The following is a 21,749-nucleotide window of genomic DNA, read 5'->3' on the forward strand; positions in this document are numbered from 1 at the left end:
CGCGCGCCGCGCCGAGCGGATCGGCGCCGAGGCGCACCGCAAACGGGAGGCGGCGCTGGAGGCCGACCGCGCGGACCGCGACCAGATGCCGCTGCGCATGGCGGCCGTCGCCGAGCGGCTCGCCGGGCTGCTGCCGGACGACGCGATCCTGTTCGACGAGGCGCTCACCAACTCGCCCGACCTGACCCGCTGGCTGCCGCCGGAGCGGCCGGGGGCGTTCTTCCAGACGCCGGGCGGCACGCTCGGCGTCGGGATCCCGGGCGCGGTGGGCGCCAAGCTCGCCCATCCGGACCGGACGGTGGTCGGGTGCACCGGCGACGGCGGCGCCATGTTCACCTTCCAGGCGCTGTGGACGGCGGCGCACCACGGGATCGGTGTGAAGCTCATCGTCTGCCACAACGCGGGCTACCGGCTGCTGAAGGAGAACCTCGTCGAGTACCGGGAGGCGCTGGGCGACCCGGAGCCGGCCGGGGAGTTCCCCTGGTTCTTCGACGTCGGGGAGCCGCGGATCGACTTCGCCGCGCTGGCGGAGAGCCTCGGCGTGCCCGCCGCGCGGATCACCGAGCCCGCCGAGATCGAGCCCGTGCTGCGGACCATGCTCGGCCAGGACGGACCGTTCCTGGTCGAGGTGTGGCTCGAACGGGCCGTCACCGGGGCCGCCGCCGAGGGCGGCCGATGCCCCTTGGAGGTCAAGCAGTCATGAAATCCGTGCAGTTCGTCTACCACACCGGTGTGCCGCGTCCGGGGTTCCGCGACGCGCGCCTGTCGGGGAGCTGGGACGCCGAGGGGCGTCCGAGCCGGGAGTGGACGGTCACGCCGATGGAGGAGTTCACCGACGAGACCGGATGCCCGGCGTTCCGCGCCACCGTGGAGTTCCCGGACGACCAGGCCGGCCAGGGCTACTCGTGGGGCGTGAGCGTCGCCGGGCGCTCCGGCGACGACGTCTGGGCGATCCCGACCGAGGTGCAGGACCTCGTGTCGACCGCGCGGCACCGGGACTTCGTCCTGGCGGACGACACCCCGCCGCAGCGGTACTGGCTCAACACGGCCCGGCGCCTCGGCGCCAACAAGCGGTACGACAACGGCGGGCGCCCGCGCCTGGAGTTCGGGGTGTGGGCGCCCAACGCGCAGGACGTCTCGGTGGTCTTCGGCCACCTCGAAAGCGGCTATATCGCCGACGACGGAACGGGGATCGACGAGGAGATCGGCAAGATCCCGATGAGCCGGGACGGGGAGGGCGTCTGGACCACCGACCCGGCCGAGGAGCGCCTCGCCGACTACGAGGGGCTGCGCAACCGCCCCTACATGTTCGAGGTCGTCAAGGACAACGGGCGGGTCGTCTACCGCACCGACGTCTACTCGCGGCTCCAGATCGGCCGCGGCTCCACCGACCCGGCCGCGCTCAAGGAGGGCGAGTCGTTCACGGGGAGCTTCCGGGACCTCGACGGCACGGTGAGCTGCTCCGTGGTCGTCGACCCGGACCTCTGCACCCGCAACTTCGACGAGCCCGACTGGCCGCCCCGCGAGTGGATCCCCGCGGACGACTTCTGGCGGGACGAGTTCGACCCGGAGCGTCCGCTGCCCACCCGCGTCGAGGACCTCGTCATCTATGAGATGCACCTCGCCGGCCTCGGGGCGGGCGACGTGGACGACGCCGGGCGGCCGATCCCGGGCGACATCGCCGACGCGCTGGCGCTGCTCGACCACCTCGTCGACATCGGCGTCAACGCGGTCGAGCTGCTGCCCCTGTCCGAGTTCGAGGGGACGGCGTCCTGGGGCTACGGCACCTCGCACTACTACGCCATCGAGTGCAGCGAGGGCGGGCGCGAGCAGCTCAAGCACTTCGTCCGGGCCTGCCACCAGCGCGGCATCGCCGTGATCCTCGACATGGTCTACAACCACTACCACCACCGCGCGGAGCGGGCGCAGTGGGCGTACGACTCCGACAGCCACGAGCGCAACATCTACTACTGGTACGAGGGGAGGGAGAGCGACTACGCCGACCCCACCGGGGGCTACATCGACAACATGTCGACCGCGTGGGCGCCGCGGTTCTGGGAGGAGCAGGTCCGCAAGTACCTGATCTCCAGCGCCGTCGCGTACATGGCGCAGTTCCACATCGACGGGTTCCGGATGGACCAGACCACGTCCATCCACGCCTACGCGGTGCTGCACGCCGACGGCCGCCAGGTCGGCGCCGCCAACGCGTTCGGCGCCAAGTTCCTGCGCGAGCTCACCCGCTCGCTCCGGCTGACCAAGCCGGAGATCTACCTGCTCGCCGAGGACCACTCGGGCTGGGACGCCGTCCCGCGCGACCCGGACCAGGGCGGGCTGGGCTTCGACGCGGTGTGGTACGCCGACTTCTACCACCACCTGTGCGGGGACACCGGGCACGCCGGCGCCGCGAACCTGCTGACCCAGGCGGCGATCGCCGACGGGCGCCCGCTCGCGATGGACGCGTTCGCGGCAGCGCTGGGGGCCAGCGGCGACCACAAGGTCGTGTACCACGAGTCCCACGACGAGGCCGGCAACTCCCGCTACCAGGGCGGGGACTCGGGCCGGACGATCGCCATCGCGGTCGGGGACGCGCCGCTCGTCGGTGAGACCCGGCGCTACGCCGAGGCCCGCGCCCGCTTCGCGGCGGGGATGTCGATCCTGTCGGCCGGGACGCCGATGTTCTTCATGGGGGAGGAGAGCGGCGCCCACGAGGACTACCGCTACGACGACTTCATCGAGCACCGGGAGAGCATCCTCGGCGAGGCGCAGGGCGAGGGCCGGTACCTGTGCGCGTTCTACCGCGACCTCATCGACCTGCGACTCGCGCAGCCCGCGGCGCGCACGCACCGGCTCGACGTCGTCCACGTCCACAACCAGAACCGCGTGCTGGCGTTCCTGCGCCCGCACGAGGACGGCGACCTCCTCGTCATGGCGAGCCTGAAGGACGAGCCGTACGCCGACGGCTACCGGATCCAGGGCGTGCCCGACGGGAGCTGGCACGAGGTCCTGAACAGCGACTCCGCGGCCTACGACGGCTGGGACGAGGTCAACGGGAGCGGTGAGATCCGCGCGGAGAACGGGGAGCTGACCGCGCGCCTGCCGCGGGCGGGCTTCGTCGTCCTGCGGCGCGACGTCCCCGGAGGCGAAGGGGACGGAGCGGACGGAGAACGGCAGCCCGCCATGGCCGGCTGCGACCGATAGCCGACACGGACCGGCCGGGCCGCGCCCCCAGCGCGGCCCGGCCCACCGGGGGGAACACCATGACCACAGACACCGCTGCCCTGCTCAACATCCGGGCGCTGTCGGCCTGCATCTCGGTCGACGACCTGGACGCCTGCGCGGGCTGGTACGCGGAGCACCTGGGCTTCGAGGTGGCGCAGTCCCACGCGCTGCCCGAGATCGGGGCGCGCGTCGCCTACCTGGAGGGACACGGGCTACGGCTGGAGCTGGCCGAGCAGTACGGCGCGCGCCGCGCGCCGGAGCGGCCGGACCCGCCCGAGCACGCCATCGTCCACGGCATCTCCCAGATCACCTTCTACGTGGCCGACCTGGACACCGTCCAGGACTACGCGCGCCGTGCGGGGCTCACGGTGGCGATGGAGAAGGCCGCCCTGCCCGAACTCGGCGTCACCGCGTTCTTCGTGCGTGACCCGGAGGGCAACCTCATCGAGTTCATCGAGCTGACGAAGCCCCCGCAGGAACGCCGATCCACCATGAGCACCGGAGGAACGACATGACCATCGGCAACGACGGCGACGGGCCGTCCGACGGCACGGCAGCCGCCAACGGCACGGGGGCCACCGACGGCACCGCGGCCACCGAGGCGGTGGCGCGCCGCTGGTTCGACGCGCTGACCTCGGGGAACATCGAGGCGGCCCTGGACTGCCTCGCACCCGACATCGAATGGATCAACTACACGCCCGTCCCGGGCTTCAACACCGACATGGACTGGATCGGCACCTACCGCGGCCGCGACGAGGTCCTGCGGAGCTTCCGCATCTTCACCTCGCGGGTCGAGCCGCTGCGGGAGGAGCTCGTCCGGCTCGCCGTCCAGGGCGACCAGGCCGCCGGCGTCATCTACGAGGAGTCGGTGGTCAAGGGGACCAGGCGGCCGTTCACGATCGAGTTCGTCCAGTGGCTGACGGTGACCGACGGGCAGATCGTCCGCTGGAAGTCCTACACCGACCCGTCGCCGATCATCCGCGCGCTCCGCGGCCGCGCCCGCGGGGACGGGACGGAGTCGTGAACGCCGGTCCGGCCCGGCACCACGGGGAGGCGCCGCCGGACGACGTCGACATCGCCGTGCTGGACGAGCGCCTCGTCGCCGCCGCCTGGCGCGGCGACGCCCGCGAGGCCGTGAAGCTCGTCAACATCGGCGCGGACCCGTCCGCCCGGGACGCCGGCAGCGGGCTGACCGTCCTGATGATCGCGGCGGGGCAGGGCAACTCGGGGCTCACCGGGGCGCTGCTCGCGGCGGGCGCCGACGTCCACACCGGCGACGCGCGCGCGGGCGCCACCGCCCTGCACAAGGCGGTCCAGGGCGGCAGCCTGGACGTCGTCCGCATGCTGGTCGAGGCCGGCGCGTTCATCGACGCGGTCGCCCCGACGACGGGCCACACCCCGCTGATGGACGCGCTGTGGTTCAAGGTCCCCGCCATCGTCCGGTACCTGCTCCAGCGGGGCGCGAACGTCAGGACGTACACGCACTACGGGTTCAGCCTCCAGCAGCACTTCGACTACGAGGTCAGCGTCAACCGGCTCGGCGGCGAGCGGCTCCGGGAGGCGGAGAAGTGGCTGGAGAAGCGCCGCCGGCACGACGCCGAGCACGTGCGCCAGCAGCGGCTCATGGCCGCGGTGGTCGCCGCGGACCCGTCCGGCGTCCGCAGGGTGCTCGAAACGGGCGCCGACGTGGACGCCCGCGCGCCGATGCTCGGCGGCTTCAACGACGGCCACACGCCGCTCCTCGTCGCCTGCCGGGACGGGCACACCGAGATCGTCCGGGATCTGCTGGACGCCGGCGCCGACGTCAACGCCGTCGAGCCGACGTTCGGGGCCGTGCCGCTGCACAAGGCGGTCTACAACGGCCACGTTGACATCACCGAGCTGCTGGTCGCCGTCCAGGGCGCCGACCTGGACTACCAGGGCGCGACCAACGGCTACACCGCGCTGCACGACGCGCTGTGGCACGGCCACACCGACTGCGCCCGGGTGCTGGCCGGCGCCGGGGCCCGCCTCGACCTGCGCGGGCACGACGGCAAGACACCGGCCGACGTCGCCGCCGACACCTTCGGCGCCGACCACGAGATCCTCGCCCTGCTCACGCCGCGGAACGGCTGAGACGGGCGGGCACCACCATTTCACAACAGGGGGAACGAACATGTTGGTCTACATTCAGATGCGCTGGAACCACGAGGGCCGGATCAGCCTGGACGACCTGTGGAAGGTCGAGGCGCGCGAGACCGAGCACGCGCAGGAGACGATCGACTCGGGCATGGTGGTCGGCATCTGGAAGGTCGCCGCCCAGAAGCGCGTCATCGCCGTCCTGGACGTCGAGTCTCCCGAGGAGCTCGACCGGACCGCGCTCGGCCGGCTGCCGATGCGCGAGTACCTGGAGTTCGAGGCCGTCTGGCCGCTGCGCGACTACCAGGGCTTCGCCGCGGACGTCGCCAAGCGGTACCGGGTGTGAGCCCCGGATGATCCACCAGTTCATCTTCGCCGCGCCCAAACCGGGCATGTCGGTCGCCGAGTTCCAGCGGTACTGGCTGGAGGTCCACGCGGTCCGCTACGCCTCCGCGATCCCGCACATCAGGAAGTACCTGGTCGACGTCCGCATCCCGTTCGACGGGGACCTCGGCGACCCGCCGCTGCCGCACCAGGGCATCGGCGAGATCTGGCTGGAGAACGACGAGCAGCAGCTCGCGTCGCTCCAGAGCACCGAGTTCCTGGACGGGGCGCGGCGGGACGAACCCACGTGGGCGGCGTTCTGGCAGACGATCGTCATCGACACGGACGAGGCGGCCCCGGCACCGGACTTCGACTCGGACCCGGTCAAGCTCACCACCCTGCTCAAGCGCAAGCCCGGCCTGCCGCTGGACCGGTACCGGCAGGCCACGGCGGTGTCCGGTCCGGCGTCCGGGGACCTGCCCGGCCTGCTCGGCCACCGGCACCTCTTCGCGCGGGACAACGCCTACGTCTTCGGCGAACCGCCGTTCGACAGCGTGGAGCAGATGTGGTTCACCGACCTGGACGCGCTCCGGCGGGCCCAGGCGTCCCTGGCCTACGCCGACCGCATCCGGCTGGAACGGAACCGCCTCGTCGACTCGCGGTACGTGTACTCGATGACCTGCGAGGAACACTGGATCATCGGCCCGCGACCGCGCGAGGAGACCGCCGCCGACCGCGCGGCCACCTGATGGCCCGCCCCCGGCCGCGACCGCCGGGGCCGGAACACCTCCGGCCCCGGCGGCTCCGGGGGCCGCGGTGGTGGAGGATGCGGGGATGGAATTCCTCGTCTACCACCGCGACCGGCCCGACTCGCTCGCGCTTCGCAACGAACTGCTGGAGCGGCACTGGTCCTACATGGACCGGTACGCGGCGGAGATGATCGCGCGCGGGCCGACCTACGCCGCCGACGGCGAGACACCCACCGGCAGCCTCCACATCGTGGACCTGCCGGACCCCGCCGCCGCCCGGGCGTTCGCCTTCGACGAGCCGAACTACCAGGCCGGCGTCTACCGGGACGTCCTGCTGCGCCGGTGGCGCAACGGCCTGGGACGCACGATGTGGGACTTCCCCGGCGGCCCCACCGGCAGTGACCGGTACCTGGTGCTCGGCTTCGGCGCGGGGCGGTCCGCCGACTCCGACGTCCCGCCCGGCACGGACGAGCTGATCGCGTACGGGCCGCTGCTGTCCGACGACGGCGGCGCGTGGCTCGGGACGGCCGCGCTCGTCCGGGCACCGGATCCGGACACGGCACGCGCGGTCCTGTCCCCGGACCGGTACGCCGGCATCGAGGTGCACGCCTGGGAGTTCGGCGGACGGCGGTGAGCACGGCCGGGACGAGCTTTACCTGACGGGGCGATTCCCTTCGCGGGCGCCTGGGCCATAAGTCAGCAGAACCGCTGATGTGAGGAGAGGCCCGTGCGCGACCGGCGCGATGTGCTGCGGATGGGGGCGCAGGCGTCGGCCGCCGGGCTGCTCCCCGGCCTGGCCGGCCAGGAGGCGGCCGCGGCGGAGACACCGCCGGGCCCCTTCACCGGCTCCTACGCCAACCCCTACGCGTCCGCCCCGTTCAGCTACGTCTCCGAGCCGACGGCGTCCCCCGGCTCGATCACCGAGCTGATGCCCGGCGTTCAGAACCTCCTCGACCACGTCCGGCTGTCCCGCGGCGAGCGGGTGCTGCTGCTCGCCGAGCACACCGCCGACCCCGTCGTCCTCCAGGCCATCGCGGCCGCGGCGGCGTGCCGCGACACCGACGTGCGCGTCCTGTCGGTGCCGTCGTTCAGCGCGGGCGGCTGGGACCGGGGCGCGTCCCTGGACGTCGAGAAGGCCGCCGTCGCGCAGTCCGACGTGGTCATCAGCGCGACGTGGTGGGGCGAGGTGCACACCGCGCCGCTGTTCTTCGACCAGATCAGGCACCTCGACGTGCGCTTCGCCTCGCTGCACATGGCCGCCACCGCGGGCGCCCTGCTCACCGGCGCGCGCTTCCCGAACGAGGTCTACTACGAGATCAAGGACCGGGCGCTGGCCCGGCTCACCGAGGCCCGGAGGATCCGCGTGACCAGCGCGTCCGGGACCGACCTCACCTTCTCCCGTCCCGCGTTCACCCCCGACACGGGCCCGATGACGCCGGGACGGTGGGAGCCCTTCCCCTACGGCGGCGTCAACTTCAGCCCGGCCGGCACCGACGGCGTTCTGATCATTGAGGACTCCACCTACACCGGGACGCCCGAGACGCCCGTCCGCGTCACCTTCGCCGGCGGCCTCGTCCGCGCGATCGAGGGCGGCATCGCCGCCGAGCGGATCCGCCGCCGCGCCCCCGGCGGCTACTACCTGCGGCATGCCCTGATCGGCCTCAACCCCAAGGTCCGCGTGGCGGGCGGCACCCAGTTCGAGCGCGAGAAGCACGCCGGCGCGTTCTACTGCGGCATCGACGCCCTCACCGACGGGAGGCCCGACCGCTCCAGGCCCGGCTTCGCCCACTGCGACTGCCAGATCGACCGTCCCACCATCGAGCTGGACGGCACGCCCTTCGTGGCGAACGGCCGCCTGCTCCTCCTCGGCGCCCCGGCCGTCCGCCGGGTCGCCGCCCGCTACGGCCCTCCCGAGCTGATCCTCGACGACGACCCGCTGATCGTCCTCCCGCGGCGCTACAGCGGCGGGCCCGTCCACTGAGGCGCTCCCGCGGCTAGCATCACGGGATGCTGCCGACCGCCGGTGACTTCGACGCCTACGGGCCGTCCCACCTCGCCGCGCTCGGACTCTTCGCGGTCGGCTGCGCCGGGCTGGTGCTGCTCGGCCGCTCGCAGCGGACACCGGACGGCCCCGGAGACCAGGCGCGGGGCTTCGGGAGGGCCTACGCGCTGGCGATCGTGTACGTGGCCGTCGGCACCCAGGCCTACACGGTGCTGCCCGCCCAGTGGAAGATCGGCGGGTCGCTGCCGCTGCAACTGTGCGACCTCGCGTGGGTGGCCGCGATCGGCGCGCTGTGGACGCTCGGCCGCCGCGGGTTCGCGCTGTCGTACTACTGGGGCCTGACCCTGTCGGTGCAGGGCCTGCTCACCCCCGCGCTGAACGGCGGCGACTACCCCCACATCGACTACCTGGGCTTCTTCGGGACGCACCTCCTGACCGTGTGGGCCGCGGTGTACCTCACCTGGGGGCTCGGCATGCGCCCCGACTGGCGCGACTACCGTTTCGCGGTCGCCGTCACCCTGGCGTGGGCCGTCGCCACGTTCGTCTTCAACCTGATCGCCGGGACCAACTACGGCTACCTCAACGAGAAGCCCGGCACCGGTTCGGTCCTGGACCTCCTCGGCCCCTGGCCCTGGTACGTCCTCGCCGAAGTCGTGATCATCCTGCTCGGCTGGGCCCTGATCACCTACCCCTGGACGCGCCGCGAAGCCGCCCGGCGCGAGCGCTGACATGCGGCCGAAGCGCACGATGGTTGGGGGCAGAATGTCTCGCATGGTCATCTCGTCCCACGGGCGTGCGCATGAGCGTTGAGAAGCAGGAGGCCCCCGGCAGGCTCACGGACCTCCGGAGCAGGTTCTCCAGGGGGGACCGCTCCCCGGCGTCGGTCTTCGTGGTCGGCACCCTGTTCTCGGGCTCGACCCTGATCGGGCGCGACATGACCACGCGCATCAAGCGGGCCCACTACGTGGGCGAACTCAACAACTACACGCAGCTGCCCGGGTTCAGCCACACGACGTCCGGACGGCAGTGCGGCCCCTGTGCCCTGCTCGGCCGGCGGTGCCCGCACTTCACGAAGGAGCTCGCCGGACGGGTGACGCACGAGGACGTCGCCGGCATTCACGAGGAGCTCGCGCGGTCGCTCGGCGCCTCGGTCGTCATCGACGGCAGCAAGTACGTCGTGTGGCTCCGCAACGCGCTCGAACAGCGCAGCGCCGACGCGGCCTGGCGGGCGCGGGTGAAGGTCATCGTCACGGTGCGGAACCCGATCGCGTTCGCGCTCAGCCACCGGAACCGGACGGGCGAGGCGCTCTGGCTGGCGGCCGGCATCTGGCGCGACACCTACGTCGACGCGCTCCGCACCATCAACGGCTACGGGCTGCCGCACGTGGTCGTCCGCTACGAGGATCACATGGCCGACCCGGAGCTCTCGCTCCTGCGGCTGAGCGCCTTCCTGAACCTGCCGCTGGAGGCCGAGCCGGACAACGGCACGGTCCACGACACCGGCGGGAACTGGAGCTCCTTCGTCCCCTACGTGGGCATCGACGACCTCAACAAGCACATCGAGCGGCTGGACGACGCCAAGCGCGCGGAGGCGGAGATCTTCGTGCGGCACGCGCGGGAGTACTGGAACGACGAGAAGCCGAGGGAGGACACCCGCTGGCGCGGCAGCCTCGACGCCGGCGAGGTCAACGCCGTCCTGAACACCCCCGGGCTGGCCGACATGGCGAGCCTCCTCGGCTACAACGTCGCCGAGGTGGTCCACGCGGCCGTCCGGCCGAGCTAACCCGCGTCCCGGCGCGCGCCGGGCGGCCAGACCACCCGCACGGGAACGCCGCGCCCACGGGCATGGGCGACGACGTCGGCGGTCCCCCCGGGACCGCGCGCGGGCTCCCCGTCCCACACGGCCCACAACTCGTCCGCCCGGTCGAGCATGGCGACACTGGCCGGCTCAGGGCTCGTCTTCCTCAGCCGAACGTGATGCCAGGTTCACGGTGCCGCCCTGGATCGCCGTACCGTGGACCGACCCGCTTATCGTGTTCTGGACGCTGGCGGGGGCAGTGCGGTCTGCGCCCTCACCGCTGTCTCGTCTGGACGAGATCAGGCCGATCACGGCGAGTACGAGCCCGGCGAGCCCGATGAGCGCCCCCAGCGCGCTGGCCAACTTGTCGGCAGCGTCCAAGCCCACGGTCACGAAGAGGGCGGTGAGCGCGATAATGGCGACTACCCCGATCACCAGTCCGCACCAGCTCAGTACTCTCCTTGACATATCGCCATCATGAGCCGAAACGGAGAAGAGTGGAAGCGTTCGATCGGACGGGCAGTACGGTAGCTCCTTCCGGGTGGCACGTACTTGCACACGAGCCTGATCGAGGGAACGGAGCTCTTCAGGAGGCGACTTCGCTGAGCGTGTGCAGTCTTATCGCGATGGACTCCGCCTCCGGCACACCGAGTTCCTCGAAGATCTCCAGCGCTTGGCGCAAGTGGATGCGCGCGGCCTGTTCCCCCTCAAGGTGGTAGATCGCGGCGGCGATGCCCTCGTACGCCTTGGCCTGCTGGTACGGCACGCTGATGTCGAGGGAGATGGCGAGGGCCTTGCGGTAGTAGTCCAGGGCGACTGAGTACCGGCAGCAGGCCTGGTGAGCGTCCGCCATTCCCCGCAGAGCCTGCGCGAGCTGGTAGGGGTCACCGACGTTCCGGGCCGCCTCCTCTGCCTGCTCGTGGTGGACGAGAGCTTCAACAGAATGACCCATCAGCAGGTAGGTGGCGCCGATGCTGTTGAGAGTGTCGGCGATGTTCCGCCGGTCGCCGATCTCACGGAACACCGTGATCGCCTCTCGAAAGAATCTCAACGCCCGCGGATAGTCGCCCTTATACTGGCAGACACCGCCGATGTTGTTGTTGAGGATCGCCTCGTGCTGTACACCGCCGATCTCTTTGAAGATGGCGCTTGACAGCTCGTAGTAGTGGATGGCGTCACGGTGGAAGCCGCGTTGCCGCTGGACGTCGCCGATGTTGTTGAGGACCATGGCCTCCCGGCGCCGGTCTCCCAGTCTGTGGCACATGTCGAGGGAGAAGAGTAGATGCTGCAGGGCATCCCCATAGCGCCCGAGATGCCACAGTGCGATAGCCGCATATCCGAGCGAGTTCGCCTCGCCGTGCAGGTCGTCGGCCTTCCGGTAGAGGTCCTGCGCCTCCTGATGATGTGCCAGGGCTTCACGGTAGCAGGCGGTGGTCCACAGGATGATGCCGATGCGGTCCAGCGTCTCGGCTTCGGCCCGCATATCACCTAAGGAGCGGAAAATGGGCAGAGCCTCAGTGGCATGGTTCAGTGCCATGACATGGTCGCCAGTCCGGAAACGCGTGAAACTCAGTTCGAATAGCGCCTGAGCCAGTGCTTCCGGGTTGCGCGTCTCCCGCGCCGCCCGTACGGCTGCCTCCTGAGCGCGGCCTGCATCCTCGCGATGGCCTTGGGTCTCCAGGAACTGAGCGAGTATGTGGATCAACAGGCCGCCGCTCTCCTTCTTCTCGTGCTCGATGGCATGTTCGGCCACCGCCAGGCAGTTGCGCCATTCCCGCTCCAGCCACGCCACGGCGTCGGTGGGACGTGCCCGAAGGCGCACGCTCCGGCGCACTCGATCGTCGGCGAGGGCAGCCGGCGTGGTCACTCGCCCCTCGGAGAGGACTCGCCTGCGTCGATACGGATACAGCATGTGGTCGGCGCGGTCGGCACACCGCAGATAGTGGTGCACCAGCCGGGAGAGGCTTCGCCTACGCTCAGCACGGGAGTCCTCGTCCAGCGCTCGCGCCCGAGCGAACCCTCGCACGATGTCATGCATGCGTACATGTCCGGCTGCCTGCTCATAGAGGAGATGGTGATCGACGAGGACGTCGAACTCCGCCAGCACCTCGTCCGCGGGACGGGCGACCAGGGCTGCCGCGACCTCCGCCGTTATGTCCGGGCAGGGACTCCAACCGAGGCGCCGGAAGAGGCATCGTTGCGCCTCGGTGAGGTCGCGGTAAGAACGATCGAAAGCGGCTCTCGCCACCGAGTCGTCCAAGTCGCCATCGTCCTCCGGCCCGGCCTGGGAGCTCAGGCGCGTCCGGGGAAGCTCACCTCGTTGGTCGCTGAGGCCGGTCCGGGTCGCCCTGGTCGCCCGCGCGGCAGCGAGACGCAGGGCGAGTGGAAGGCCTCCGCACCGGTGTACGACGTCGTCGACCACGTCCGCTCCGAGGTCCTCGCCCGCGACCCGGACGACCAACTGGCGTGCCTGCTCCGGCGGCAGGACCTCCAGCCGCAGGTACCGTGCACCGGACAGTCCGGCCAACTGGCGCCGGCTGGTGACCAGGACGCGGCAGGTCGGGATGCCGGCGATGACCGGCCGCACCTGGTCCAGACCGATGGCATCGTCCAAGATCACGATGGCGCGCCGTCCGGCCATCTCGCGCCGCCACAGCTCGGTACGCTCGGCGAGCGGCACGGGAACGCGATCCGGCGAGACGCTGAGTGTGCGTAGCAACTCGCTCAGTACGGCACCGGCCGAGAGCGGCGGTCTGACCTCGTCATGTCCGCATAGCCGGACGTGCAGCGCGGCATCAGGGAATCTGTCGGCCAGCATATGTGCGGCGCGGAGGACGAGGGCGCTCTTCCCGATCCCGCCCATGCCGGTAACGACGTCGACGGCGGACTGCGGTACATCCGCCCCAGCTGGAGTGGTGAGGAACTCCAACTCGCGCACGCGGCCGGTGAACCCATCGGTCTCCTCGGGCAGCGAGCGTGGCTGCGACATCCCGGTGCATCGCAGGTGACGTGGTGTCACACCGAGGTCCGGATCACGCCGCAGCATCCGTTCGTGCAGGTCACTCAACCGTGGTCCCGGGTCCGAGCCCTGTTCCGAGGCCAGTGTCCGGACAGCGTGCCGGTAGACCTCCAGCGCATCCGCCGCCCGATCGTGCCGGTAGAGAGCGGTCATCAGCTGCGCGGTGACCCGTTCGTCCATGGGGTGCGCAGTCGCCATGCGCTGAAGCTCCGCAATGACCTCTTCGTGCCTGCCCAGCCGAAGTTGCAGGTCGATGCGCTCCAACTGCGCACCGTGCCGTTCCTCTTCGAGGCTCGTGCGGAGCCCCTGGATCCAGCCTCCGGGCAGGCCGGCCAGCGGTTCGCCGCGCCACAGTCCCTCGGCCTCGAGCAAGAGCGCCAAGGCATGCTCGTCGTCACCGCTCTCGGAGATGGAGCGTGCCTGGCGTCGCAGTCTTCGGAAACAGTGCAGGTCAACCGACTCCGGGGGCAGTGCGAGGCGGTATCCGCCATGACCGGACTCGATCGGACACGGTATGGCTGGCTTCCTGCTGGTTCGCCCGCGGAAGCTTCGTCGCAGCCGGGTGACATAGCTCGTGAGAGTGGCGCGCGCGTGCGATGGCCGATGTTCGCCCCAGAGGCGTCTGGCCAAGGTCTCTGCTGAGACAACGCTGTCGCATTCTATCGCCAGAATCGCCAGCAGGCAGCGTTCCTTCGGCGAACCGAACTTCCGAGTAACCCCGTCTGCCGTCAACTCAACGGCGCCCAGAAGCCTGATCTCCTCCATCTCCGCTCCCCGTGCACATCCCCCCGATCATGGTCGCTTTGTGAGTGTCTCATGCGATTTGTCGGTTTACTAGTCGCCGGACAATGCGTCAGAAGTAAGAGTGACCTTACCGTGCAGCGCCAATGCGAACGAATATTCGAGGAGCTGTTTGGGTGTGTCACGAAAAGGCTCGGCCTTATACCAGATAGTGCCGGGACCCGGTGACCACAAGATCTGATTCGCCGAACTTGCGGAGACTTGATCCAAAACGCCCGCGAACGCGGCGGATGCTGCCCTAGAGTCGCACATGCGCCTCTCCGGGAGTGAGTCGGTCCGGCGTAGGGGCGTTCGTAGGTCCTGAACATCCGCACACGCAAACGCACGTGCACGTCGCACGTGCGAGTGCACGATACGAATCGGCAGGCTATGTACGATTCCCTGAACAAGATCGCAAGCATCGCCGTGGCCGCCTTCGGCTGGCTGATCTTTATGGTCTGACGCCGCGTCGCAGTCAGAGGGCGGGACCGGCTCGGTCCCGCCCTCTGCTGTGCAAGGGCAGGTGGACCGCGATCTGCAACATCTTCGTCCAGTCCATTGCAGGCATCCCGTCCATACGTCTGACCCATCGTGAGGTCGCCGGCGGTCCGTTGGGGCCGCACCGTCCCGAAACGGGAGGCGTGATGTCATCCGAAGGTTGGTTCCCCGGCCCGTACGGGCTGGACATCGCTATGGGGGCGACTGTCCGAACGCAGCGCACTGTACTCGCGGTCGCGCATCACCTCACCGCGGTCACCCGGCTGAACGACGTGCTCGCGCTCGTGGAGCCCGACCCGCGTGTCCAGACGGTCTACACGGTGGCGCCCTCATCGGTGTTCTCCAGGGGAGCCGCCGACCACCTACGGGCGATGGGAGTGTGCTTGATCTCCTTCGACCACGCGACGCAGATGTTCTGGGACCTGGTCCTGGCCGCAGGGGACGGTGCGCTGGAGCGGTTGCACGCTCCGATCCTCCACCTGCAGCACGGCATGGGTCCGAGCATGCTGGGCCAGCGCTGGGCCGGCGCCGGCACCGCAGCGCCACGTCCTGTCGCGGGACTGCGGCGCGAGGCGTTCGTGGCCGGCGGTCGGGTCATCCCCTCCGTGATCGGGCTCGCTCATGAAGATCACAAGAAGCTCCTGCTCGAGATCTGTCCCGAAGCTCGCTCCGCCGTCCGGCTGGTGGGCGACCTCGCTTGGGATCGGATAGTGGAAAGTCGGCCGTTGCGGCCGTACTACCGAGAGGCGCTGGGGGTCACCGACGACCGGCGCCTGCTGCTCATCTCGTCCACTTGGGGGCCTCGCGGCCTCTTCGGCGCGCATCATGATCTGATCCGGCGGCTCGCCACGGAGCTGCCCTCGGAACGGTACGCCGTTGTCGTGGCGCTTCATCCCGCCACCTGGTCCTGGCACGGCCGGAAACAGACGATCGCCTGGAGCGCCGGCGGGCTGCGAGCCGGCGCCGGTCTGCTGCCACCGCACGAAGGCTGGCGTGCCGCACTGCTCGCCGCTGACGTGATACTGGGTGATTTCGGAACGGCAAGCTACTACGGAGCGGCGATCGGCGCTCCGGTGTTGCTGGCCGCCTTCCCCGACGGTGACGCGGTGCCAGGATCACAGGCGGAACTGTTCGGGAGTCTGGTCCCACGGTGGAGCCCCGAACGGCCGTTGCTCCACCAGATCGAGGCACGGGCCGAATACGGAGTCGACAGCGAGTCGTCCGTGAGCAGGGCACTTCGTGACCGGCTCACCTCCGAACCCGGGCGTGCCGCCGCTCTGCTGCGCCGGGAGATCTACCGTCTGCTGCGCCTGGACGAGCCACTTGACGATCCGACCCCGGATCCGGTGCCCGCGCCCCGACTTCTCTCGGGCTCGTCCGACTTGGAGCCAGTTCTTTGAGTGCCGTCTTGGTGCAGGCCCGCCTCGTACCTGCCCCTAGGACCGAGGTGTCCAGATCCGGCGGTTCGCCACTGGCTACCGCCCTTGCGGGCCCGGTCGACCTGGGGCGGCCTCGGCGAGGGAGCTTCGTCCACGCCACTGCCTGGACCGGTCACGGATTGATCAACGTGATCCTGGGCGCGCTCCCGATCTCATGCGTCCTGTCCGGGACTCAGGAACGGATCTGGTCACCAGATCAGGTGGTGGACGAGCACGTGGCAGTACATGAGGTCGCGCATCAGAACCGCAGCACAGGGCGCTGGACCTCGCTCGCAGACGTCATAGTCCGAGACCGCGCTGTGTGCACTGGAACTCCCGCGCTTCCCCAGACGGCCGCGCTGGTCACGTGCTTCACAGATCTAGAGGCGTGCACGTGCACCATCGTCTTGCGTGATGCGGTAAGCGCGTGTTTCACCGCTTGCGACACTTCCGTCGCCCAGGCGACCTTCGATACGGCCGCCGTCTTCGCTTGGACCGCGTCGCTCCTCCATTGCCTGCTGGTGAGCGGGCACAGTCCAGCCGAGTTGCAGGCGGCCCGGCTGTTGATCCGGAGCCTGGATCGCGGAGGCGGGAGCAGCGCGCTCATCCCGTATGCACGGTGCACCGACCAAAGATGAGCATGGTCACTCCGCAGCAGTCTCGCGAGCTCTGATCGTCCTCAGACGATCTCTTGCCTCCGCAGCCTGCGGAGCACCCAGACTCTCGAAGACGGCGAGCGCCTGTTCGAGATGCGCCTGTTCCGCCTCGGCGTCTCCGCCGCGGCGCGCCAACCGGGCCAGCGCCAGGTGTGCGGTGCCCTGCTCGTGTCGGGCGCCTGCGCGTGTGGCAGCGTCGAGCGCGGCAAGCAGCTTGCTCTCGGCATCGTTCGAGCGGCCCTCCGCAGCCAAGGCGTCACCGATTCCTCTGAGAATCCGTGCACGGTTGTAGTCGTCGTCCTGTTGATCGAAGTAGTCGAGTGCGACAGAGAAGTGGTCAATCGCCTCTGACGTACGGCCGTCCTGTGCCATTGCCTCACCCAGGCGCCGCGTCATCATCGCGACACCGCGCTCGATCCCGATCTCTTGCTGGATCTGCCGGGCCCGCTCGAACGCGTAGATGGCACCGGTGATGTCATCCAGACCGATCCGAGCGACACCGAGACATTCCAGGGCGGCCGCTTCACCGCGTGCATGACCGACCCCGCGTTCGAGCTCGAGCGCACGCCCGGCGAGATCGGTGGCGGCACGGAAGTCACGCAGGTTGAGATGGGCGGAGGCTAGGGCCTCGAGCATGCGTGCCTCGGCCCGCGGATCGCCGAGCGCGGCCGCCGAGGCGGCACCCGCCTCATGGGTGCGGATCCAGGACGCGTATGGCTTCCGAAAGGTGCACACGCCCCACAGCGCCTCGCATAGCTCCCACGTCCCGCGGTGTAGGCCGAGACCGTGCGCGGTCGTGACCAGGTCGGTGAGGGTGGGCAACTCCCTCTCCAGCCAGCCAAGAGCGTCGGCGGTGTCGGCGAATGAGGCGGCGGGAGCGGTCTCGTAATGGCGCCCGAGGTGCCAGCGGCCGGGGATGACCATGCGATCGGCGGCTACGGCGATGCTGAGCCGGCTTTCCAGCAATCGCTCGAATGCCTGGGTACGGCTCTCCTCCGTCTCCTCCTCGCTCGCCGTGGCGCGGGCGTGCAACCGGGTCAGGTCGTGAAAGCGGTAACAGCCGTCGGGCTCCTCCTCCACCAGATTGGTATCTACCAGCGTCTCCAGCGGCTCGACCACGTCTGCCGTGGACGTTGCCGCGACGGCTGCGGCGTCGGTCAGGATGAAGTGTGCACCGGGATGGACGCTGAGCAGCCGGTACAGGCCCGCGGCACGTGCTGGCAGGTCACGGTAGGTGACGTCGAAGATCAAGCGCACGGAGAGCTCCCCCTCGCCGCCGCGGCCGAGCGAAGCAAGCCGTCCATGCTCGTCGGCCAGTTCCGCAACGACACGTGAGATCGGCCAGTTCACCCGGACGGCCAGTCGCGCCGCGGTCGTGCACAGCGCCAGCGGCAGTCTCCCGCACAGCGCCACGAGCGAGCGGGTGGCGGTGGGGTCAGCGCCGGTGCGGACGTCACCCAGCATCCGGTTGAGCAACTCGACGGCGTCAGCTTCGTTCAAAGGGCCCACCGATAGGAACGATGCACCGTCGAGTGCCAGACCTGGTAGCCGCAGCCGTGACGTGACCACTACCAGAGTCGGACCGTGGCCCGGGAACAATGGGCGCACCTGTGCTGCGGACACGGCATCGTCCAGCATGATGATGAGGCGACGACCCGCAGTGAGTGAGCGAAACAGCGCTGTTCGCTCGCCGAGATCACCCGGAACCGCTTCAGGGCGTACGCCAAGGGCTCGCAAGAAGTGTCCGAGTAGCTCGTCGGGTTCCGCTGGAGCGGTGCCAGAGAAACCACGCATATTCGCAAAGAGTTGACCGTCAGGAAACTGCTCTTTTGCTCGACTCAACCAAGTTAGCGCGAGTGAGGTCTTCCCCACCCCACCGACGCCGCTGATCACCACCGTGGCGGGCTCGCCGCGCTCGGTCACCGCGTCGCTCATTCGGGTGAGTTGCTCAATCTCAGCTGTACGCCCGGAGAAATGCGGGCGGGGCGGCAGAAGTTGTGCGGGGATGGGAACCGATCGATTCTCCGAGGTCGTTTGGTGCAGATGAACATCCCCTTGCACCGTACCTGCCTGAACGATAGAGCCGACAACACTGCCGGGCATTTCATTTCGCGTATCCGGGCTCACGTGCTCACTCCCGCGTCGCCCACCGCGCTCTCTCACGGTCTCACGCTCCACGAATCGCGGCTTCGGTCGGCTCCACTTTACCCAGGCTTGACAGTGGGGTTCCATTTCGAGCGAAGTTATGTATACACAACCACTGTCTCATTGATGTGTGGTGTAGCCGGCCACTCCTCGGGCCTCGTGTCCGGGTGCCGTCCTCGGGGTGAAGGTGGCGACGTCAACGAGGATGTGCTTCCCGTCGCTGGTCAGGCGATCGGAGACCATCGGCGCAGTCGCGGCGTTCGCGGAGTGATCGGTGGGCGACGCGCAGGCGCTGAGGAGGCGGCGGCTGAGATGACCGCTCAGCTTCCCGCATGGAGGTCTTCCGGGACATAGCTGACGCCCACCCCACCAGGGCGCGTGCCGGGTGGGGTGGGCGGTGGGCGTGCTCAGACCGTCCGGGTCAGTAGTGCGGGTTGTTCGTGTCGGGGATCTGGATGCTGATCGGCAGGTCGCCCTCGGAGAGGACGAGCAGGGCGCCGAGCCGGAGGATCTCGTCGAAGGCCCAGTAGGCCTTCTGGAGCGCTCCCGGTGCCTTCTCCAGCGAGAGCAGGCCCTCGCGGACGGCGATGAACGGCTCCCAGGCCGTCTCGAAGAGCGGGTCCCACAGCGGGTCCTTGGGGATCTTCAGCCAGGTCGCGATCTCGTCGCCGAGGACGTACCGGGTGAGCGAGCCGAGGATCGGCTTGGTGAGGAGGCCGCCGTCGAGGAAGGAGCCGAGGTTGAGCAGGATGTCGGCGAGCTTGATGCCCTCGGGGGTGGGAGCCAGGATCGGGGTGAGGACCTGGGCGGCCTGGGAGTTGGCCTCGCTCCAGGAGTTCGGGATGTACTCGTCCTTGATACCGAGCATGTGCGCGGCCACCTGCCACGAGTGCAGGAACGCCACGGACTCGTCGTCCGGGATCGGAACCTTCCACTTGACCAGGTTCTGCATGACGGTCGTGGGCAGGCTGTGCCAGGTCACCATCATGTCGGCCTGGCTGATCGGGATCTTCTCGTCGGCGACCTTCGTCCAGTAGGGCGACTTGGGCAGCAGGTGCCGGACGCCCGCGTGCGCGAGCCGGGTCTTGACGCAGGTCACGATCATCTCACCGTCGGCCTTGTAGGCGTTGGAGGTGCCGATGTCGTACCCCAGCTTGGCGGTCTTGGTGATGCGGTCCTTCATGTCCGCGCCGCCCTTGGAGTAGTAGACCGCGCGCGCCTCCTTGGGGATCGCGGTGCTCATCATCCCGCTGGCGAAGCCGTAGGTGACGCCGAGGTAGAGCCCGCGCTTCTCGTTGAAGTTCACCGCGGTGGCGAGCTTGCCCTGGTCGGCCCAGGACGGCAGCTGCTTGGCGCGCTCCATGAAGTCGCGCAGGTCGGCGGGGAGGCCGGCCGGCAGCGGCTGGCCGTTCTTGGTCCACTGCTTCAGCAGTGTGTTGACCTTGGCGACGTCGCCCCGGTCGATGATGGAGGCGACGAGCCGGTCGGCCTCCTCGTCCCAGACCCACCGCGGGTCGGCGCCCTCGCCTGCGCCCGCGACCGAGCCCTTCGGCGACCACGTCCACAGTGCGGACGCGTTGGCGGGGGTCGCGACGCTCAGCGCACCGAGCGCGCCCAGCGTCCCTCCCGCCATCAGCACGTTGCGTCTGCTGGGTTTCTCCATGCCTTGCTCCTCCTCGGGGCCGAGAGCACCTGGCTGGTGAGCGGGTGGCGCCTCAGTGCGGCCAGCCGTCGGCCCGCAGGAGTCCCCGCCTCTGGCGACGGCGTGCGGACGCGTCCCGGTGGGGGGCGCGCCCCGGTCTCCTGTGGGTCAACCCGGACCCTAAACCTTTATTGGCGATCTGCCAATAGCGTCCGCGGACCAGTTGGCTCCGGCTCTGCGGGACGTGCGGTCGCGCCGGGCCGACGTGCTCGACGGGGGATCCGTCGCCGCCCGACGATCGTCCGTCCGGGGGCGGCGGTGGTCGGTCCGGACGAGTGGCGCGCTCGCCGGAGGGTCGGGGAAATGGTGCCCGGAGTGGCACGGAAACACAGCGTTCCCGTCCATGGATGGGACTCGCAAAACGGTTCAGATGCGGCTTCTCTGTCATTGATATGCCCTATTTGCGAGTAGTGACGGATCGGGTCGCTTTGTCGGCGGGGCATTGACCGTCCGAGAACCGTCTTGTTATGGTCACTCTTCGTAAAGGAGTGGTCACATGCGTCCTTTGTGGTGACCATTCCGCCGGCTCGTGCGGAGCCGGCCCTCGGGCCTCCGGCAGAAGAGGGCCCGGTGCGCGTGGACGAACAAGGAGGGTGAGCCATGAGAACCGGCCCCAAGCCGCCCAGCGACCTGACCAAGCACGAGGGCATCGAGACCGTCCGCCAGATCCAGAGCCTGCTGGTGCTGTTCACGGTGCTGCCGCCGGACGGGAAGATGCGCGAGATGCTCAGGCTCACGCTCGACGTGCGCAACGAGGGGTTCCCGGCCGATATCGCGCCGATCCGCGACCTCCACCCGCAGGCCACCAAGACCTGGCTTGAGTTCTTCTGGACCCGGGCCGGGATATCCGCCGAGGAACGGGAGTTGATCGACTGGCAGAACAACAAACAGAAGATGGACATCGCCGTGGAAGAGCTGCGAGAGGCCGAGCGGAAGCTCGGTATACGGCTGGCCCCCCAGACCGTTGACTGACCGCTTCACATCAGGAGGAACAATGTCACCGACCACCATTCTCCGCCACGCCGCCGCCGACGCGGACATCCGCGCCGAGCTCCTCAAGGGCGCGGACCGCTTCGGCGTGGCGGCCGCCGCCGTCCCGGCCGCGGTCGCCCAGCAGGACGCCGCGTCCCTGGGCTACTGGACCGAGGGCATCGCCGCCATCGACGCCTACGCCTGCGCGACGACGTGCAGTTCGGGCCCGTTCACCTTCGCGTGCGACGGAAGCACCAAGCAGTAGGGCTCCGCCGAAGCGCCCCGTAGCGCCGGGGCGAGCGGAAGCACGGATGGGCCGAGGCCATCGGCCCATCACCCGCCCCTCCCG

Annotated in this window: 18 protein-coding genes; 14 read left to right on the forward strand and 4 right to left on the reverse strand. The window is 69.5% G+C overall.

The window, feature by feature from the left end:
- From E1300_RS21900 to E1300_RS21945, 11 genes are all read left to right on the forward strand, one after another.
- A partial coding sequence (locus E1300_RS21900) for a thiamine pyrophosphate-dependent enzyme (RefSeq protein ID WP_242619313.1) occupies positions 1 to 703 on the forward strand: 703 nt, incomplete at its 5' end.
- Positions 700 to 3,198: an alpha-amylase family glycosyl hydrolase gene (locus E1300_RS21905; protein ID WP_207399886.1), complete on the forward strand. Its 2,499-nt coding sequence runs from the start codon at positions 700 to 702 to the stop codon at positions 3,196 to 3,198. The genes E1300_RS21900 and E1300_RS21905, both read left to right, overlap by 4 nt.
- Positions 3,199 to 3,257: 59 nt before the next feature.
- Complete coding sequence (locus E1300_RS21910) at positions 3,258 to 3,734, forward strand: VOC family protein (RefSeq protein ID WP_131758906.1); 477 nt, start codon at positions 3,258 to 3,260, stop codon at positions 3,732 to 3,734.
- Complete coding sequence (locus tag E1300_RS51655) at positions 3,731 to 4,243, forward strand: nuclear transport factor 2 family protein (protein ID WP_207399887.1); 513 nt, start codon at positions 3,731 to 3,733, stop codon at positions 4,241 to 4,243. Before E1300_RS21910 ends, E1300_RS51655 begins: the two co-directional genes overlap by 4 nt.
- Positions 4,240 to 5,334 (forward strand): ankyrin repeat domain-containing protein, encoded by a 1,095-nt coding sequence (locus tag E1300_RS21915; RefSeq protein ID WP_207399888.1) that lies wholly within the window; start codon positions 4,240 to 4,242, stop codon positions 5,332 to 5,334. Before E1300_RS51655 ends, E1300_RS21915 begins: the two co-directional genes overlap by 4 nt.
- Positions 5,335 to 5,374: 40 nt before the next feature.
- Positions 5,375 to 5,683: a muconolactone Delta-isomerase gene (locus E1300_RS21920; RefSeq protein ID WP_131758907.1), complete on the forward strand. Its 309-nt coding sequence runs from the start codon at positions 5,375 to 5,377 to the stop codon at positions 5,681 to 5,683.
- A gap of 7 nt (positions 5,684 to 5,690) precedes the next feature.
- Positions 5,691 to 6,410, forward strand: coding sequence for an EthD domain-containing protein (locus E1300_RS21925; RefSeq protein WP_131758908.1), 720 nt, complete (start codon positions 5,691 to 5,693; stop codon positions 6,408 to 6,410).
- An 85-nt stretch (positions 6,411 to 6,495) separates the two neighbouring features.
- A complete protein-coding gene (locus tag E1300_RS21930; RefSeq protein ID WP_131758909.1) occupies positions 6,496 to 7,044 on the forward strand; it encodes a YciI family protein in 549 nt (182 codons plus the stop codon).
- A gap of 93 nt (positions 7,045 to 7,137) precedes the next feature.
- Positions 7,138 to 8,391: a 2,5-dihydroxypyridine 5,6-dioxygenase NicX family protein gene (locus E1300_RS21935; protein WP_207399889.1), complete on the forward strand. Its 1,254-nt coding sequence runs from the start codon at positions 7,138 to 7,140 to the stop codon at positions 8,389 to 8,391.
- 26 nt (positions 8,392 to 8,417) lie between these two features.
- Entirely contained in the window at positions 8,418 to 9,140 is a 723-nt protein-coding gene (locus E1300_RS21940) for a YwaF family protein (RefSeq protein WP_131758910.1), read from the forward strand.
- A gap of 71 nt (positions 9,141 to 9,211) precedes the next feature.
- Positions 9,212 to 10,195, forward strand: coding sequence for a sulfotransferase family protein (locus E1300_RS21945; RefSeq protein ID WP_131758911.1), 984 nt, complete (start codon positions 9,212 to 9,214; stop codon positions 10,193 to 10,195).
- A gap of 165 nt (positions 10,196 to 10,360) precedes the next feature.
- On the opposite strand, the gene E1300_RS21950 is transcribed toward E1300_RS21945, so the two are convergent.
- Both E1300_RS21950 and E1300_RS21955 read right to left on the reverse strand, forming a co-directional pair.
- Positions 10,361 to 10,645, reverse strand: coding sequence for a hypothetical protein (locus E1300_RS21950; protein WP_131758912.1), 285 nt, complete (start codon positions 10,643 to 10,645; stop codon positions 10,361 to 10,363).
- A gap of 151 nt (positions 10,646 to 10,796) precedes the next feature.
- Entirely contained in the window at positions 10,797 to 13,994 is a 3,198-nt protein-coding gene (locus E1300_RS21955) for an AfsR/SARP family transcriptional regulator (protein ID WP_131758913.1), read from the reverse strand.
- Positions 13,995 to 14,653: 659 nt separating this feature from the next.
- On the opposite strand from E1300_RS21955, the gene E1300_RS21960 reads away from it, so the two are divergent.
- Positions 14,654 to 15,907: a hypothetical protein gene (locus tag E1300_RS21960; RefSeq protein WP_131758914.1), complete on the forward strand. Its 1,254-nt coding sequence runs from the start codon at positions 14,654 to 14,656 to the stop codon at positions 15,905 to 15,907.
- 662 nt (positions 15,908 to 16,569) lie between these two features.
- Here the strand turns inward: E1300_RS21960 and E1300_RS21965 are convergent.
- Entirely contained in the window at positions 16,570 to 18,516 is a 1,947-nt protein-coding gene (locus E1300_RS21965) for a tetratricopeptide repeat protein (protein ID WP_165502928.1), read from the reverse strand.
- Between the two features lie 631 nt (positions 18,517 to 19,147).
- On the reverse strand, positions 19,148 to 20,389 hold the full coding sequence (locus E1300_RS21970; protein WP_131758916.1) for an oxygenase MpaB family protein: 1,242 nt from the start codon (positions 20,387 to 20,389) through the stop codon (positions 19,148 to 19,150).
- Positions 20,390 to 21,028: 639 nt separating this feature from the next.
- Between E1300_RS21970 and E1300_RS21975 the strand changes: the two genes are divergently transcribed.
- Both E1300_RS21975 and E1300_RS21980 read left to right on the forward strand, forming a co-directional pair.
- Entirely contained in the window at positions 21,029 to 21,400 is a 372-nt protein-coding gene (locus E1300_RS21975) for a DurN family substrate-assisted peptide maturase (protein ID WP_131758917.1), read from the forward strand.
- 22 nt (positions 21,401 to 21,422) lie between these two features.
- Positions 21,423 to 21,665, forward strand: a complete 243-nt coding sequence (locus tag E1300_RS21980; protein ID WP_131758918.1) for a cinnamycin family lantibiotic — start codon at positions 21,423 to 21,425, stop codon at positions 21,663 to 21,665.
- Positions 21,666 to 21,749 lie beyond the last annotated feature (84 nt).

Origin of the sequence: Actinomadura fibrosa (genome assembly GCF_900659615.1) — a bacterium.
GTDB lineage: Bacteria > Actinomycetota > Actinomycetes > Streptosporangiales > Streptosporangiaceae > Spirillospora > Spirillospora fibrosa.